The 16,642-nt window shown below is 57.9% G+C and carries 14 protein-coding genes and 2 pseudogenes; 9 read left to right on the forward strand and 7 right to left on the reverse strand.

The window, feature by feature from the left end:
* The first annotated feature begins 155 nt into the window (after positions 1–155).
* Complete coding sequence (locus HNR03_RS00555) at positions 156–1,025, forward strand: GyrI-like domain-containing protein (RefSeq protein WP_259150061.1); 870 nt, start codon at positions 156–158, stop codon at positions 1,023–1,025.
* Between the two features lie 643 nt (positions 1,026–1,668).
* Here HNR03_RS00555 and HNR03_RS00560 read toward each other — a convergent pair.
* A pseudogene (locus tag HNR03_RS00560) lies at positions 1,669–1,773 on the reverse strand (AraC family transcriptional regulator); the annotation flags it as partial.
* A 1-nt stretch (position 1,774) separates the two neighbouring features.
* Between HNR03_RS00560 and HNR03_RS00565 the strand changes: the two are divergent.
* Together HNR03_RS00565 and HNR03_RS00570 are read left to right on the forward strand one after the other, a co-directional pair.
* Positions 1,775–2,212: pseudogene (locus HNR03_RS00565) on the forward strand (GTP-binding protein); the annotation flags it as partial.
* A 301-nt stretch (positions 2,213–2,513) separates the two neighbouring features.
* On the forward strand, positions 2,514–2,963 hold the full coding sequence (locus HNR03_RS00570; RefSeq protein ID WP_222585778.1) for a hypothetical protein: 450 nt from the start codon (positions 2,514–2,516) through the stop codon (positions 2,961–2,963).
* 385 nt (positions 2,964–3,348) lie between these two features.
* Here the strand turns inward: HNR03_RS00570 and HNR03_RS00575 are convergent, their stop codons facing one another.
* The 3 genes from HNR03_RS00575 to gabT form a co-directional block, all read right to left on the reverse strand.
* Positions 3,349–3,837 (reverse strand): Lrp/AsnC family transcriptional regulator, encoded by a 489-nt coding sequence (locus HNR03_RS00575; protein WP_090182530.1) that lies wholly within the window; start codon positions 3,835–3,837, stop codon positions 3,349–3,351.
* Between the two features lie 45 nt (positions 3,838–3,882).
* A complete protein-coding gene (locus HNR03_RS00580) occupies positions 3,883–4,539 on the reverse strand; it encodes a 2-haloalkanoic acid dehalogenase (protein WP_259150062.1) in 657 nt (218 codons plus the stop codon).
* A gap of 91 nt (positions 4,540–4,630) precedes the next feature.
* The gene (gene gabT, locus HNR03_RS00585) at positions 4,631–5,923 is read right to left on the reverse strand and encodes a 4-aminobutyrate--2-oxoglutarate transaminase (RefSeq protein WP_259150063.1); all 1,293 of its coding nucleotides are present in this window, start codon (positions 5,921–5,923) and stop codon (positions 4,631–4,633) included.
* A 273-nt stretch (positions 5,924–6,196) separates the two neighbouring features.
* Here gabT and HNR03_RS00590 point away from each other — a divergent pair, with 273 nt between their 5' ends.
* Positions 6,197–7,123 (forward strand): glyoxylate/hydroxypyruvate reductase A, encoded by a 927-nt coding sequence (locus HNR03_RS00590; RefSeq protein ID WP_259150064.1) that lies wholly within the window; start codon positions 6,197–6,199, stop codon positions 7,121–7,123.
* 155 nt (positions 7,124–7,278) lie between these two features.
* On the opposite strand, the gene HNR03_RS00595 is transcribed toward HNR03_RS00590, so the two are convergent.
* Positions 7,279–8,163, reverse strand: coding sequence for a LysR family transcriptional regulator (locus HNR03_RS00595; protein ID WP_259150065.1), 885 nt, complete (start codon positions 8,161–8,163; stop codon positions 7,279–7,281).
* A gap of 95 nt (positions 8,164–8,258) precedes the next feature.
* Here HNR03_RS00595 and HNR03_RS00600 point away from each other — a divergent pair, with 95 nt between their 5' ends.
* The 5 genes from HNR03_RS00600 (at position 8,259) to HNR03_RS00620 (ending at position 13,789) form a co-directional block, all read left to right on the forward strand.
* On the forward strand, positions 8,259–9,395 hold the full coding sequence (locus tag HNR03_RS00600) for a DSD1 family PLP-dependent enzyme (protein WP_259150066.1): 1,137 nt from the start codon (positions 8,259–8,261) through the stop codon (positions 9,393–9,395).
* Positions 9,385–9,804 (forward strand): RidA family protein, encoded by a 420-nt coding sequence (locus HNR03_RS00605; protein WP_259150068.1) that lies wholly within the window; start codon positions 9,385–9,387, stop codon positions 9,802–9,804. Before HNR03_RS00600 ends, HNR03_RS00605 begins: the two co-directional genes overlap by 11 nt.
* Before the next feature lie 141 nt (positions 9,805–9,945).
* On the forward strand, positions 9,946–11,130 hold the full coding sequence (locus HNR03_RS00610) for an FAD-binding oxidoreductase (RefSeq protein WP_259150070.1): 1,185 nt from the start codon (positions 9,946–9,948) through the stop codon (positions 11,128–11,130).
* Positions 11,131–11,189: 59 nt separating this feature from the next.
* Complete coding sequence (locus HNR03_RS00615) at positions 11,190–12,047, forward strand: GNAT family N-acetyltransferase (protein WP_259150071.1); 858 nt, start codon at positions 11,190–11,192, stop codon at positions 12,045–12,047.
* Between the two features lie 254 nt (positions 12,048–12,301).
* Positions 12,302–13,789: an aldehyde dehydrogenase family protein gene (locus HNR03_RS00620; RefSeq protein WP_259150073.1), complete on the forward strand. Its 1,488-nt coding sequence runs from the start codon at positions 12,302–12,304 to the stop codon at positions 13,787–13,789.
* Between the two features lie 273 nt (positions 13,790–14,062).
* On the opposite strand, the gene HNR03_RS00625 is transcribed toward HNR03_RS00620, so the two are convergent.
* Both HNR03_RS00625 and HNR03_RS00630 read right to left on the reverse strand, forming a co-directional pair.
* A complete protein-coding gene (locus HNR03_RS00625; protein WP_222585768.1) occupies positions 14,063–15,142 on the reverse strand; it encodes a tartrate dehydrogenase in 1,080 nt (359 codons plus the stop codon).
* 41 nt (positions 15,143–15,183) lie between these two features.
* Complete coding sequence (locus HNR03_RS00630; RefSeq protein ID WP_259150076.1) at positions 15,184–16,641, reverse strand: NAD-dependent succinate-semialdehyde dehydrogenase; 1,458 nt, start codon at positions 16,639–16,641, stop codon at positions 15,184–15,186.
* Position 16,642 lies beyond the last annotated feature (1 nt).

The raw sequence follows: 16,642 nt of genomic DNA on the forward strand, positions 1-16,642 counted from the left end.
AGAGATACTTGGGGTCAGTCAATACGTATCAAACCCGCCTGTGCGCGCCCGGAAGAGATCGCATTGGCCAACGTGCCTTGAGCAAGCGCGGCTAGGCGCGTTCGCGCCGCTATAGTCGATTCTATGACCGACCGTACTTCCAGGAGCTTTTCCCAGTGTCTGACACGCCGAGCAATTTCGCTTACACAAAACGCTTCAACGCCGTACTCACCTACATTGATGCCAATCTCGAAGGTGACCTGTCGGTGAAGACGTTGAGCCATGTGGCGAACTTTTCGGCGTTTCACTTCCATCGACAGTTCACAGCGTTCGTTGGAGTGCCTGTCTCACGTTATGTGCAACTGATGCGACTACGTCGCGCGGCACATCGCCTGGCCGCCTTCACCGATCACTCGGTACTGGACGCAGCACTCAGTGCCGGCTTTGAAAGTCCCGAGGCATTTTGCAGGGCGTTCAGGCGCGCGTTCGGTACGACGCCGAGTGCGTTCAGGAAGGAACCTAACTGGCAGGTCTGGAATGCGGTATTCGCAATCCCCCACTTCTCCAGGACTATCATCATGCAAGTAAGAATCGTAGATTTCCCTGAGGTCAAGGTAGCAGCGCTCGAGCACTGTGGACCACCCGGGTTCGTCAATGAGAGCGTGCGCAAGTTCATTGAGTGGCGTATGCAGAGCGGACAGTCGCCGGTGGCATCGAGTCGCACCTTTGGCATTCCCTATAGCAACCCCGATACGACTCCTCCAAAAGAATTCCGCTTCGCAATCTGCGGAGAGATTCACGAGGCCGTGAAGCCGAATGAGTTCGGCGTGCACGAGATCATCATTCCTGCCGGCCGCTGCGTCGTCGTGCGACACACAGGGTCACCGGATCACATCGGCGAAACGATCTATCCGATTTACCGCGATTGGCTTCCTGCCAGTGGAGAAGAACTTCGCGACCATCCACTGTTCTTCGATTACCTGAGCGTCTATCCCGAGACACCGCAGGATCAATGGCAAACAGATGTGTATGTTCCGCTGCAATAGCGGTGCCAGCAGCTTTCGACCCTGAGCTGACGTTGACGAGTGCCAGTTCAGGGCCGGTTGCCTCTACGACTATCTGGAAGAGATCAAGGGCCTATGTTGAGCGGCTCTCATTACGATTATGTTGTTTTTTAACGCCACTTCCAGTCTTTCGCTCGTATTGATGATGAAAAAACCAGACGAGCAAAAGTAGGACTGCCAAACCGAAAACAAACAGCAGCAGCTCTATTGCGGGACCTTCGTGTGAAAACATTTTTCGTTCCTCATCCTGAAGTAGCGTGACCCGAAAGCGGCCACTACGAAATTATTCGTAATAATTCAAACATTTTCAGGGTAGTCGCCAATGCTTGAGGTGACAACCCCAAAGGTCTCAGAACCATTGATCTAGACGCGTCAATCGTCGAAAAGCGCTTCATGGGTTTCAAGGAGAAGCAGCTCGGCGTTCTACTCGAGGAGGGGGTAATGACCACTGTTAAATCACTGATAGACAGGCAGCTCGACGACATCACTTCGAAAATCGCTGGGTGAGCTAGCCGGAACTAGCGCTTGCCAACATCGGCCGAGCCTCTGCAGGTTGTACGTTTAACTGTCACGCAGCTGCTGATCGCCGATGCTTTTGGCTCGGGAAGATTGCGAGCGGCCGTGCTCAACTCCGGCGCAAGAGTGTATGAGGAGCCACACCAAAAGCTTTGCGAAAAGCATGGCTGTAATGGGAAAAATCGGAGAATCCAAAATCCAGTGCAGCTTGGGATTCGTGGGTGTATCAAGAGCGGGCACCATTCCATCCGCAACGTCTGCTGGAGTTCCTGCAGCGGCCTTGGCAAAACGGGCGGCTACTGCGTTGCAAAGGGTACTACTGGGTTGCCAGTCGGCACCTGGACATTGGCATGCTGGTGCAAAGTGGTGGGCAATTTCGTTGGGACTACGTCGGGCGCTGGTGGACATTCATCCCCCAATCGCAATGGCCCTTGGACGACTATCGCCGGCAAGGAGTCCTGGCCAAATGGGACGACATCACCGGGGATTGCCGACAGGAAATCGTCCTCATCGGCCAGGGTATCGACCTGGATATTTTGAAGCAGCAACTGGATGCCTGCCTGCTGACCCCGCAAGAGATCATGGAAGGTCCACAGACGTGGCCAACCTTGCCAGGCGCAACAGCCTTTGACCTCAAGGCATTGTCGCCCTGACCGCTCGGCAGCCTGATCAATGCACCCACTTTAACGAGGCCAGGCAAGCCTCGTTATGACCTTTAACTTCAGTTTCACGGACTGAGAGGCGCGGTATGTTGTGCTTCATCTGTGAACTGTAGAAAGCAAAAAGCCCAACTCAGAGTCAGGCTTTGCTCGCGGAAAAACCGCAAAGTACTGATATCCACAGTTGGCCCCCGGTCCTGCCAACTACCCCTCGATGTAATATCATCTCGCCTGCATCCTGCGCCAACGACGCGCCAACGGAGCCACACGCCGCTTTCAAGAAAAGGAGTTTTAATTGAAAAGACTATTTATCTTCGCTCTTACATCTGCACTGTCCCTTTGCGCTCAAGCCAACCAATGGCGACAATTCACATCCACTATGTACGTTCTCGACCCCGTGGAGAACCAACAAGTAGTTGCTATGGCAAGCCTGTTCGAAGGAGAAGAAATCGTCATGAACCTGGTGGATATGTCGGGTTCGTTTTGTAAAGAAGGCCAAAACAGTGCAGTTAGGCCAGCTGGCCCTTACAAGGTGAATGGCACGAACGTGAAGTTCGTCCAGGCCTGCATTAACGGAAAAAGAATCCTGTCGCCGGAAACCGTAAAAGGAAAAGCATTCTTGGCGAAGGCAATCACTGCCGGCCCAGCAACCGTAGAGATCGAGGGAAGCACTCTCCTTCATTTCTCTAGCGAAGATTTTCAGTCAGCCAAGAAGGCAATGGTTGATACAAATTCGGCACTCTGACCGACCGGAATACCTGGATGGCGCACAGCGGACTTAAGCTGCGGCGCCTTCTTCTCTCCCCAGTAAATGTTCAATCTGCCTCTCGGGCCGCCGGGTTATCCGGGCACAGCCCGAGCGGGACCACGAGGAAATCGTCTAGTCCGAAGCAATTCCGGACCTGAATATCAGCGAAATCACCGGGTAGTTTTGCGCCAGTTTTGCGCGGGTTTGCGCAGGCACAAAAAAGCCGATCTGACTGATCGGCTTAAATGTCTGATATTACTCAGATCGCCAGCATCAAGGTGGGCCAGCGGTCCTGCAGTCTCTCGAACAATGCGAACAGGAGCAGCCCGAGCGTCAGCATCAGGAACATCAGTGACGGCGGGTGGATCGAGAATGAAGTCTGTCAGTGACGCAGCAATTTGCGCAATGGCACGCCGTCCTTGAGCACCGGTGATTTGATGACGATGTAACTGAAATACTTGGAAATGCCGATGTTCTTGTCCAGCAGGCTTTCGATGACTTCCTGGTAGTGCTGGATGCTGCGGGTCATGAAGCGCACCAGGTAATCGTAGCCACCGCTGATCAAATGGCATTCAAGCACTTCATCCACCTGGCGGATGTTGGACTCGAACTTGGCGAAATCTTCGCGCTTGTGGTCGCTCAAGGTGATCTCGGTGAAGACCGTGACCGAGTCAGTGATCTTCGCCAGGTTCAGATGCGCCTTGTAGCTGGAAATATACCCCGCCGACTCCAGTCGCTTGACCCGTTGCAGGCAGGGACTGGCCGATAATCCCACGGCATCGGCCAGGCTGACGTTGGTCATGCGGCCGTCTTTTTGCAGCTCAACCAAAATGCTGATGTCGATCCGGTCCAGTTTCACTAAACCTTCCATTGCGTACCTCATGACTGCCGTTTGTAGGACAATCTTCTAGCAAAATCAGCGCCGTAAAGACAGCTGATGCTGAGCCACCAGATCCGCCATGCTGTTGATGCAGTAATCCGCCGCGCAAGGGGATGGCTTATTTTCACGTGCACGACTGATCAGGCATACATTGGCGGCCAACCGCCAACCGGCAGAGGGCCGCGTCACTTGCAGGATATCTCCGGCTTCAAGTCCGTTGGCTTTTAACCAATCCTGATCCTGCAATGGATCGCTGGCCAGTGAAATGAAATCGTCGGGCATAATCCCCAGTCGCTCACAGAGCAGCGCTCGATCTTCAACATCCCGATCGCCCTGCACCAGCAGGCGATAGAACTTGCGCAGGTACAGCATCGCCCCCGGCGCATCCTCGAACAGCGACCAATTGGCGACCGAACGGGCAAAGCTCATGCCCTCCTCCCAGCTGGCTTTGAGCCCCCAGCATTCAGCCAACTGGCGATGGGCGAAACACAGCAGACCACTAAAACCCAGCTCACCGAAGCGCGGATACAGTGCGCGCAACACCTCGCTGTATTCGGCCAGCACCTGTTCCTTGTCCGGGTGTCCGCCCCGGCTGTCGAGCAAGGGTTGCAATGCCGCCCAGACTCCCGAATCCCGATCGACCAGAACCTCGTCGCAATGAATGAGCAACGCTCGATATTCAGTCAGCCCCATGATGTGCAAAGCCTCCGATGATGCATTTCATCCATGCTCCATAAACGCGCACGGGCGATGCCTTGCGGCACCGCCTCGAGCGGGCACGAACTCATTTCAAGACGCGTGCCAATGCGGCTTCCAGAATCTGCAAGGCTTCGTCGACCTGTTCATCTGTTGTCACCAACGGCGCGAGGAAGCGCAGCACGTTTCGGTGGACACCGCATTTGATCACCAGTAAGCCGCCGGCCCGGGCTTCATCGATCAGCCGCTGATTCAAGTCGGCGTCTGGTGTGCGAGCCTCGTCATCCTTGATCAGCTCGAGCGCCAACATGAAACCGGTGCCGCGTACGTCGCCGATTTGCCAGTGACGAGCCTGCAAACGCAACAGCCCCTGGCGCAAACGCTCGCCCAGTGCTTCGCTCCGGGCAAGCAATTGTTCTTGCTCGTAGGCTTCTATCACCGCCAGTGCCGCAGCGCAGGACAACGCGTTACCGCCGTAGGTGCCGCCCAGGCCGCCTGGCAGCGGGGCGTCCATGATCGCTGCCTTGCCGACCACACCCGACAGCGGCAATCCACCTGCCAGACTCTTGGCGACAGTCACCAGATCCGGCTGGATCCCGGCATGCTGGAAACCGAACCATTTGCCGGTACGGCCGAAACCGGTCTGGATTTCATCGAGAATCAACACAATGCCGTGCTTTTCAGTCAGAGCACGCAGAGCCTGGAGAAACTCCGCCGGCGCCGCGAGGAAACCGCCATCGCCCTGCACCGGTTCGATAATGATGGCCGCGACCCGCTCCGGCGCCACCTGAGTGGCGAACAACTCGTCGAGAGCCTTGAGCGCCATGTCGCTGTCGACACCGCGATAGGCATTCGGGTACGGGGTGTGGAACACCTCCGGCGCGAACGGCCCGAAGTTCTGCTTGTAAGGCTGGCTCATGCCGGTCAGCGTAGTGCCAAGCAAGGTGCGACCGTGGAAGCCGCCGCGAAAGGCGATAACGGCCGAACGGTTGGTGTGGGCGCGGGCGATCTTGATCGCGTTTTCCACGGCTTCGGCGCCTGAGGTGAAGAACGCTGCTTTATACGCGTCCTGACCGCCTATCATTTCGCACAGGCGTTGGGCCAGATCGAGGTAAGGCTTATAGGCAACCACCTGGAAACAGGCGTGGGAAACCTTTTGCAATTGTGCCTGCACGGCCGCAACCACTTTTGGGTGATTGTGGCCGATGTTTAGCACGCCGATACCGCCGACGAAGTCCAGGTAGCGCTTGCCGTCCACATCCCACAATTCGGCACCTTGGGCGCGATCGATCACCAATGGGTGAGCGGTAATCAGGCCACGTGGCACGAATTGATCGCGCTGACGGAGCAAATGAGGGGTTTCGTCGACTTTGCTATTCATGGCATATCCCATCGTGAGTCCGGCAACCGGGAGGTGGTTGCGATGGTGTTCAGGTTAAGCCTTGCGCGAAACGATCTACGCCGAACTTGGCCCCTGAGAAATTCGGATCAACTGTTTTCACCCTGCCAAACGGCAGATTCCTTCAGCAGGCCGAATCTGCCGGAGCATCGCCAATAAAACCTCGTGCAACCCGTTTAACCCGGTGCTTTCGACAGATCCTGCGCTGGCATTGCGCGAGGATGGAGAGCACCTTCACCCTTTCAGGAAATGCCCATGGCCCTGCTTTACAAAGCTGACCCTGTACGCGGCGAGCAGTGGAAAGCGCTGTTCGCCGAGCACGCCCCGGATATCGAATGGCGCGCCTGGCCGGACATCGGCGACCCCACGGACATCGAGTACCTGGCCGCCTGGCAGGCGCCCGACGATTTTGAGGCGTTGCTGCCCAATCTTAAAGTGCTGTTCGCCCTGTCCGCCGGGGTCGATCAACTGGACCTCGCCAGCTTGCCCGTCAGTTTGCCGCTGGTGCGCCTGCTGGATCCGGGCATCACCCGGGGCATGTGCGAGTACGCCTGTTTCGCTGTGTTGAGCCTGCATCGGGACATGCTCCGTTATCGCCAGCAACAAATGGCTCGCTGCTGGCAGGCGCACCTGCTGCAACCGGCGAACAAGCGTCGGATCGGGATCATGGGCCTCGGCACCCAGGCCCAGCAGATTCTGGCGGCGTTACGCCCCCTGGGGTTTGCATTGTCAGGTTGGGCCCGCAGTGTCCATCGGATTCCTGATGTGGATTGCTATGCCGGCAACGAGCAACTGCCTGCGTTCCTTAGCCAGTGCGACATTTTATTGTGCGTGCTGCCGCTGACCGAACAGACCCAGGGCATTCTCGATGAAAAACTGTTTCGCCAACTACCCCATGGCGCGGCGCTGATCAACATGGGCCGTGGCGGGCATCTGGTGGAAAGTGATCTGCTGGCGGCCCTGGACACCGGGCAACTCAGCGGCGCGGTCATCGACGTACTGCAGCAAGAGCCGGCACCGGCGGATCATCCATTCTGGCACCATCCAAAGATTCTGCTGACCCCGCACATCGCGGCCATGACCCAGCCGGAAAGTGCGTTCAGGGTGTTGCTGGAGAATATTCGGCGACATCAACGTGGAGAGCCGATGGAGGGTGAGATCGACCGCACGCTGGGTTACTGAATACAGCGCAAATCCACTGTGGGAGCAGGCATGCTCAAGTCCACGGTGGATCAGCGGCGTGGATCAAAGTCGCTCGGCAATTGCTCCGCCCACCTTCTAAGTTGAGCCCTTCCCGCCCATGTCCGGCGTGATTGGCACCTCGGCGATCACCCCGATCATGCTTTCAACGTAGCTTCCAGAAATGCCACTAACGCCTGTACACGCGGACTGCGAAGTTTGCGTGAGGGGACCAACAGGTTGATCGGAGCGCTGTCGAATTGCCAATCCGCCATCACCCGTATCAGGCTACCGTTGGCAATAGCGTCACTTACGTCCCATTGCGAACGTAAAACCAACCCCAAGCCTTGCTCGGCCCAACGCCGAGCTACGCTTCCGTCGTTGCTCAACAACATGGGTTCGATGCGCAGCGTTTTCCGCTCCGCCCCCTTACGCATATGCCACAGCGTGACATCTTCATCATTTTCACGAATGCATATGTAACGATGCTCGGTGAGTTGGTCCGGCGACGACGGCACACCGTGATGCTCTAGATAGGCCGGACTGGCGCATAACCATCGGTTGTTTTGCGTGAGAGGCTTGGCGATCCACAGGCTGTCATTGAGGTGACCGATGTGAATCACAGCATCGCTGTCGTGACGATCTGGCCATGGCGTTTCGCGCAAATCCAGGTGCAGGCACAGTTGTGGGTGCAACTTGGCAAAACGAGCCAGCAGCGGCGCAATGCGCTGTCGCCCATAGCCGAACGGCGCCGCTAACCTGAGTGTGCCAACTAGCCGCTCGTCTTGCTGCTTGAAAGATTCCGGAAGCGCCTCCAACTGTTCCAGCAAGAGCGCGCTTTCTCGGGAAAATCGCTCGCCATCGGCGGTGAGACTCAGGCGTCGGGCATCGCGATTAGCCAGGGTCAGACCGAGCAGCGTCTCCAGCTTACGCAGACGCATGGACAACGCCGGTGGTGAGACATTCAGAATTCTGGCAGCAGCGCTTAAAGACTCGGAGCGCGCCAGCGTTACAGCCAGACGTAGGTCTTCGACGGAGATCATTCAATTTTACTTAATGATTGATGACTATCCATTGAACCATAACTTAATGACAGCTGAGTAGAGTGGCCCCTGTACCCAGCCACCCGAGTTCTGTCATGTCAGCCTCTATTGCCTCCCTCGATACCCCCGTCGCGATAGTCGATGTCTCGCGAATGCAGCGCAATATCCAGCGCATGCAGCAACGCATGGACACCCTGGGTGTGCGTTTGCGCCCGCACATCAAAACCAGCAAATGCCTCCCCGTGATCAAGGCACAGATAGCCGCTGGCGCAAGCGGCGTCACAGTTTCCACCCTGAAAGAAGCTGAGCATTGTTTCGCTGAAGGCATCAGCGACGTTTTTTATGCCGTTGCAATAGCGCCTGGCAAATTGGCCCAGGCACTGACACTCAGGCGCAAAGGCTGCCGGCTGAGCGTGCTCACCGACAGCGTCATCGGGGCTCAAGCCATCGTCTCCTTCGGACAGCAGAACGACGAACGATTCGAGGTCTGGATCGAAATAGATTGCGACGGCCATCGATCAGGTCTGACCGTTGAAGACAATGCAATCATAGACGTCGCACGGGTCCTTTCCGAAGGGGGCATGCAATTGCGAGGCGTGATGACCCACGCCGGATCCAGCTACGAACTCGACAATCTTGAAGCGCTGCAGATTTTGGCCGAACAAGAACGCTTCCTCTGCGTCAGCGCCGCCGAAAGAATCCGCGAAGCCGGGCTGGTGTGCCCGGAGGTCAGCATCGGCTCCACTCCCACGGCACTATCGGCACTTAGCCTGAAAGACGTCACTGAAGTACGCGCAGGCGTTTATGTGTTCTTCGACCTGGTGATGCACAACATCGGCGTCTGCCAGACAGACGAGCTGGCACTGAGCGTGCTGACCACCGTCATCGGTCACCAGAAAGATAAAGGCTGGATCATCACCGATGCCGGCTGGATGGCCATGAGTCGTGATCGAGGCACGCAGCGCCAGCGACAGGACTTCGGTTACGGACAGGTGTGTACCGAAGATGGCGACTGGATCGAGGGCGCGCTGGTCACTGGCGCCAACCAGGAACACGGCATCATCACTCTTGGAGCGGCCGAGAGCGCCAACATCGTAGCGCGCTTCCCCATCGGCAGCCGTCTGCGCATTCTGCCCAACCATGCATGTGCCACAGGCGCGCAATTCCCGGACTATCACGCCTGTGACGCCGAGGGCGTCGTGCACACATGGAGTCGCTTACATGGCTGGTAATCAAGCAGGTTCGATCGACTTAATCCAAACGGCTAACGCCGCAGCTCCGGGTGGACATTACTCCCAGGCGGTAGCGCACGAGGGTGTTTTATATGTGTCCGGGCAACTGCCGGTACGCGCGAATGGCGACCACAGTGTCGACCAACCGTTTGAGGTTCAAACATCAATCGCCCTCGACAACCTCGTGGCGATCCTCAGCAAAGCGGGCCGGAGCACGAATGATCTCCTGAAGGTCACGGTCTATGTCGTAGGGATAGAACACTGGCCCACCTTTGATCGAATTTATGCCCGTTACCTGGGTGAACATCGGCCTGCACGCGCCGTGGTGCCTGTTCCGGTCTTGCATCATGGTTACTTGATCGAAATCGAAGCGCTGGCCCGCGGTGAACAAAAGGAAATCTACCAATGACGGTTGCCAGGGCCGGTATTGCTCTCAGGCCGGGGCCGAAGTGATTGCCGCGGCGGCCGGCGTCAGTGTGCAACAGGTCGGTCGGCAACGGAGTCAGGCCGCGGTCAAACCCTTACCAATGACGATCATCGAGGAGCCATTATGAAACCGCAAAAAAGCGATGTTCTGATTATCGGCGGCGGCATCATGGGCTCGACGTCGGCGTTTTTCCTGCGCCGGCGTGGGCACTCAGTCACCCTGCTGGAGCGTGACCAGATCGGTCAGTACGCCAGTGGCGTGAACTTCGGCAACGTGCGACGCCAGGGGCGATACCTCGGGCAGCTGGAACTGGCCAACCGTTCCTGGGCGCTGTGGAAACGACTGCCGGAGCTGATCGACGACGACCTAGAGTTCATCGCCAGCGGCCATATGCGTGTGTGTTATCGCGAAGATGAAATTGCTGAACTGGAGGCCTATGCGGCGGCCCCGGAGGCCCGTGAACTGGACTTGCAGATCCTCACGGGCAAGGCTTTGCATGCACGCTTCCCGTTCCTCGGCCCGGAGGTCAAGGGCGGTTCCTACGCGCCTCACGATGGTCACGCCAACCCGCGTCTGGCAGCGCCGGCGTTTGCCCGGGCAGCCCGGCGCCTCGGCGCGCGGATCGAAGAACGCACCGAGGTCGCCGAGGTGCAGAAGGTCGATGACGAATTCCACGTCACGACCACCGATGGTCAGCTGTTCGTCGCCCAGCAACTGTTGATCACCGCGGGCGCCTGGGCCGCCAAGCTGTCCGAACAATTCGGCGAACCGGTGCCGCTGGAACCCAATGGTCCGCAAATGTCGGTGACCGAGCCGGTGCCCTACGCCTTGCCGACGGTGATTGGCGTGTTTACCAAAATCAAGGAAGAGGTGATCTACTTCCGCCAGATCCCCCGCGGCAACATCATCATCGGCGGCGGCAACCGCTGCAAACCGGACATGCTCAACCGGCGTGCCTACTTCCAGCCGGAAAGCCTGCTCAACCAGATGCGGCAAATGCGCCGCCTTCTGCCAGGGGCCGAAAAGCTGAACATCATCCGGGTGTGGAGCGGTATCGAGAGCTATACGCCAGACTCCCTGCCGGTCATCGGTCCCAGCGGCACCGTCGACGGCTTGTTCTACGCCTTCGGCTTCTGCGGCCATGGCTTCCAGCTTGGCCCGGGCGTCGGCGACGTGATGGCCGAACTGATCAGCACCGGCAGTACCAGCACCTTGATCAGTCCATTCGATATACGTCGGTTTACTAACCCATCCGCGATTGTGATGCCTTTATCTGCGAACCTCCTCAGCACAGGCAAACTTATATGAGCCGCACACCGCAACTCCCTGATCGCCCCGCTCAAGATCGCCATCTTCAAGGAGGCTCCATGCCTGCAACGTCAGATTCTGCCTATCTGTACCGCACTGTAACCGCGGCGGACATGCCCGCGGCACACGCCCTCTCCTTGCACCTGAAATGGCCTCACCGAGAAGAAGACTGGGCCATGGTACAGCGCACGTCCGAAGGCTTTGTCACGGAACATAACGGACAGTTGGTCGGGATAGCATTCGCCTGCCATCAAGGCGCCTATTCCTCAATCGGCCTAGTGATCGTGAGTGATGAGCACCAAGGAAAGGGGATCGGACGTCGACTGATGAACCTGTGCCTGGAAGCCACTGCTCCACGCACGCCAATTCTCAATGCCACCGAGTCAGGCGCACCACTTTATGCAAGCATGGGATTCGTCGACTTCGCGCGAATCCAGCAGCATCAAGGCGTGCTGCAGGCACCTGCGCTGATCCCTTTGATCAAGGGCTCGTATTGTCGCGCGTTAGGCCCGGCCGATTACCCGAAGCTGATTGAATTGGCCAATGCGGGTAGCGGCCTGGACCGCACAACGGTACTTAACGATTTGCTCCCGATGGCCGAGTACGTGGTCGGCATTGAGGTGGATGGAAAACTGCAAGGTACTGCCCTGCTCCGTCGTTTTGGTCGTGGCCATATCATTGGTCCGGTTGTCGCGCAAAACCTGGAACAGGCCCAACACTTGATTACCCACCTTCTGCGTTTGATACCTGGTGCCTTTGTTCGCTTCGACATTCTGGCCGATTGCGGGTTGGCCGACTGGCTGGAGAGCCTGGGGTTGCAGTGCGTCGACAGAGCACCGCGAATGGTTCTCGGAGCCCCCCCTCAATCAAGCGGTGGAATCAAGCAGTTTGCGCTGGTTACACAAGCTATCGGCTAGCGATCACGAGCATCAACAAGGGGTTTATCGCACGCAATACCAACGTGAACGGCTCAGTTGAATTGATGCAACGTTAGCCAGGCAGATACAGCAGATTATCCCTTGCCGACTTGAATAACGGCATATGTTGCTTGGCCCGCTTTGTTAGGTTATTGAGGTAACGGGGCATAAGGATGTACTGGTCGCGATGGCGATGCTCTGGTGACTTTCTACCTCCCGGCCATTGCCTATTACCGCTCCAAGGAGCTAGTTGGATGACAACACAATTTTCGAATAGCTACAGCGTTGATCCGGAAACATCTCACAAGTTTTATATCAACGGCCGTTGGTCTTCCCCTGCAATCCCGGCAAGTTTGCCGGTGGTCAATCCGGCAAGTGAAGAGGTCATTGCGCAGGTCGCGCGTGGGTCTGCCGAAGATGTTGATCGGGCAGTAGCTGCGGCACGTGCAGCGTTTGCTGGTTGGTCTGCTTCCTCGACAGAATCGCGTGCGCTTATCCTTGGAAAGATCTACGAACTTATCCTTGAACGCAAAGAGGCTCTTGCACAGGCCCTCTCTCTCGAAATGGGCGCTGCCATCGGATTCGCACGGGCGATGCAAGTGCCACTGGCGGCCGAACACGTTCGGGTCGCACGTGATCTCCTGTCCACCTATCGTTTCCAAACGGTTGAAGACGGCACCGCGATCCAACGCGAACCAATAGGCGTCTGCGGCCTCATCACCCCATGGAACTGGCCGCTTTATCAAATCACCGCGAAAGTCGCTCCGGCTATTGCTGCCGGATGCACAGTAGTTCTGAAACCAAGCGAACTGTCGCCTCTGAGCGCCCTTCTTTTTGCACAATTGGTGCATGACGCAGGCCTACCGCCCGGCGTCTTCAATCTGGTGAACGGAAGTGGTCCCGAGGTCGGCGCAGCCATGGCGGCGCATCCCGATATCGACATGATTTCCATAACCGGCTCAAACCGCGCAGGCGCTCTGGTTGCACAGGCGGCCGCCCATACGGTGAAACGCGTCACACAAGAGCTGGGAGGCAAGTCGCCGAATCTTCTGCTTCCCGATGCCGACTTCGCCAAAGCGGTCCCGCTGGGAGTGATGTCTGCGTTTCGCAACGTCGGACAGTCCTGCAGCGCCCCGACACGAATGATCGTCCCAAAGGACAGGCTGGCCGAGGTCGAATCTCTGGCTGCAGCAACCGTCAATGCAATCATCGTTGGTGACCCGCAGTCGGAAGATACGGTACTGGGTCCTATCGCCAACGGAGCCCAGTTCAATCGCGTGCAAGCAATGATCGAGGCTGGCCTTGATGAGGGCGCTAAACTCGTTTGCGGCGGACCAGGACGTGTGCTGGGCCATGAAAAGGGCTTCTACGCCCGACCGACTGTTTTTTCCGAGGTGGATTCCGGAATGCGGATCGCCCAAGAAGAAATTTTTGGTCCAGTGCTGTGCATCATTCCCTATGAGACGGTCGATGAGGCGGTCACTATCGCAAACGATACGGTATATGGTCTGGGTGCCCATGTTCAGGCTCAGGACCTTGATCTTGCACGTACCGTTGCCTCTCGTATCCGAGCCGGACAAGTGCATCTGAATTACCCCGCGTGGAATCCAATGGCTCCGTTCGGCGGCTACAAGCGCTCTGGTAATGGTCGTGAGTATGGTGTCTACGGGTTTGAAGAGTACCTGGAAACCAAAGCAATCATCGGATTTGGCGAAGCGCCAGGTCTCCCTTCGCGCGCATAGAACACACTTGTCGCTGCCGGTATTGCGGCTCACAAACAATCCGGGTGTCAGGCCGTGAGGTTATTACCTCACGAGCCTGCATTTCAGTAGTTCCCGCCAGCTCCCGATTTCACTCACTTACAGAACTGCATGGAACTCTGCGGCTCATTATTTTGAGCGAAAAACGAGGCTCATATATTGGACGTTATAAAAAAGCCCGCAGTGTGGGCGGGCTAAAAGGGTGAAGCACCAGAAATGAAGAGGGCTTCCAAGCCGATCTGTTGTTGCCTCAGTTCAAAGTGCTGCAACGATTGCCATACCGACATCCTGGGTCGAGCCCTGCCCTCCCAGGTCGGGGGTAATCGGGCCCTCGGCGATAACCCGCTCGATGGCCTTGAGAATGCCGTCATGCGCCGCGCGATAACGCTCATCACCGTTGCCCAGGAAATCCAGCATCAACGCCCCGGACCAGATCATCGCAATCGGGTTGGCGATGTTCTGCCCGTATATGTCCGGCGCCGAGCCATGCACCGGCTCGAACAACGACGGAAAGCGCCGCTCGGGATCGAGGTTGGCCGACGGCGCGATACCGATGGTCCCGGCGCAGGCCGGCCCGAGATCGGAAAGAATGTCGCCGAACAGATTCGATGCCACCACCACATCAAAACGGTCCGGTTGCAGCACGAAACGCGCGCACAGAATGTCGATGTGCTGTTTGTCCCAGGTGATGTCCGGGTATTGTTCAGCCATCAATGCGGTGCGCTCATCCCAATACGGCATGCTGATCGAGATCCCGTTGGACTTGGTCGCTGCCGTCAGGCGCTTGCGGGGTCGAGTCTGTGCCAGGTCAAAGGCGTATTTAAGAATCCGGTCGACGCCACGGCGGGTGAACACCGATTCCTGCAGCACGAACTCATGGTCGGTGCCTTCGAACATTTTGCCGCCGACCGAGGAATATTCACCCTCGGTGTTCTCGCGGATCACCACGAAATCGATGTCCCCCGGTTTGCGTCCGGCCAGTGGGCACGGCACGCCAGGAAACAGCCGCACCGGGCGAATGTTCACGTACTGGTCGAAGTCGCGGCGAAACTTCAGCAGCGAACCCCACAACGAAACGTGGTCCGGCACCTTGTCCGGCCAACCCACGGCACCGAAGTAGATCGCATCGAAACCCTTGAGCTGTTCAAACCAGTCATCGGGCATCATCTGCCCGTGCTCCAGGTAGTAATCGCAGTGTGCCCAGTCGAGCACTTCGATACTCAAATCCAGCTGCCATTTCTTCGCGGCCTGCTCCAGAACTCGCAACCCTTCCGGCAGCACTTCCTTGCCAATGCCATCGCCGGCAATCGCGGCGATTTTGAATGTCTTGCTCATCGATCATGCCTCGCAAAATGTCTGTGCCATGGTGGGTCGGGTTACAGCCCACCGATGTGGAAGGCTTTGACTTCCAGGTATTCGTCCAGGCCGTACTTGCTGCCTTCACGGCCCAGGCCTGACTGCTTGATGCCGCCGAACGGGGCGACTTCCATGGAAATGATCCCGGTGTTGAGCCCGACCATGCCGAACTCCAGCGCCTCACCGAAACGCCAGGAACGACGCAGGTCCTGGGTGAAGAAGTAGGCACCCAGGCCGTAAGGGGTTGCATTGGCTAGGGCGAGCGCTTCGGCTTCGTCGGTAAAGCGCATCAGCGGCGCCACCGGGCCGAAGGTTTCTTCGTTGGCCAACAGCATGCCGGCGTGGGTATCGCCCAGAACCGTGGGCTGCACAAACTGGCTGTCGCCTTCAGGAATACCGCCGCAGAGCAACCGCGCGCCCTGACTCAAGGCATCGTCGATGTGTCGCGCGACCTTGCTCACGGCAGCCGGGTTGATCAGCGGCCCGATGGTGACATCGGCGTCCAGACCATTGCCGACCTTGAGTTTGCCCACCTCCTCCACCAGACGTTGAGCGAAGCGCTCGTAGATGCCGTCCTGCACCAGAATCCGGTTGGCGCAGACACAGGTCTGACCTGCGTTGCGAAACTTGCTGAGCATGATCCCGGCCACAGCCTGCTCAAGGTCAGCGTCGTCGAACACAATGAACGGCGCGTTGCCACCCAGCTCCAGGCTCAATCGTTTGATGTGCTCAGCGCTCTGGCGCATCAGCAGCCGACCGACAGCGGTCGAGCCAGTAAAGGAGATTTTCCGTACCGCCGGGTTGCTGGTCAGCTCCTCGCCGATCCCGGCGGGCATGCCGGTCAACACATTGAACACCCCGGCCGGAATGCCGACACGCTCGGCCAATACCGCCAGGGCCAGGGCCGACAACGGCGTCAGGTCCGAGGGTTTGACGATGATTGGGCAGCCGGCCGCCAAGGCAGGTGCGCATTTGCGGGTGATCATCGCGTTGGGGAAGTTCCACGGGGTAATCGCGGCGCAAACTCCAACCGGTTGCTTGAGTGTCAGCAGTCGGCGGTCACTGCTGGGGGCCGGCATGGTTTCGCCGTAGACCCGCCGGGCCTCTTCGGCGAACCATTTGACGAAACCAGCACCGTAGCGGATTTCGCCTTTGGCCTCGTTCAGCGGTTTACCCTGTTCGCAGGTCATGATCAGCGCCAGGTCGTCGAGGTTGTCGATCATGGCTTGATACCAGCGCTCCAACAGCGCCGCACGTTCTGCTGCCGGTCGTGCGCGCCAGGCGGGCCAGGCTTTTTCGGCGGCTTCGATGGCACAACGGGTTTGCGCGCCTTCCATGGCCGGCACGCGAGCCAGCAACTGGCCGCTGGCCGGGTCGATGACGTCCAGGGTCGCGTCGTTGTCGGCGCCGATCCACTGCCCGTCCACATACGCGAGTTCTGCCAAAAGGCTGGGGTCTTTCAAACGATTCTTGAGCATG

The sequence above is a fragment of the Pseudomonas sp. JAI111 genome (assembly GCF_024809425.1).
Lineage (GTDB): Bacteria > Pseudomonadota > Gammaproteobacteria > Pseudomonadales > Pseudomonadaceae > Aquipseudomonas.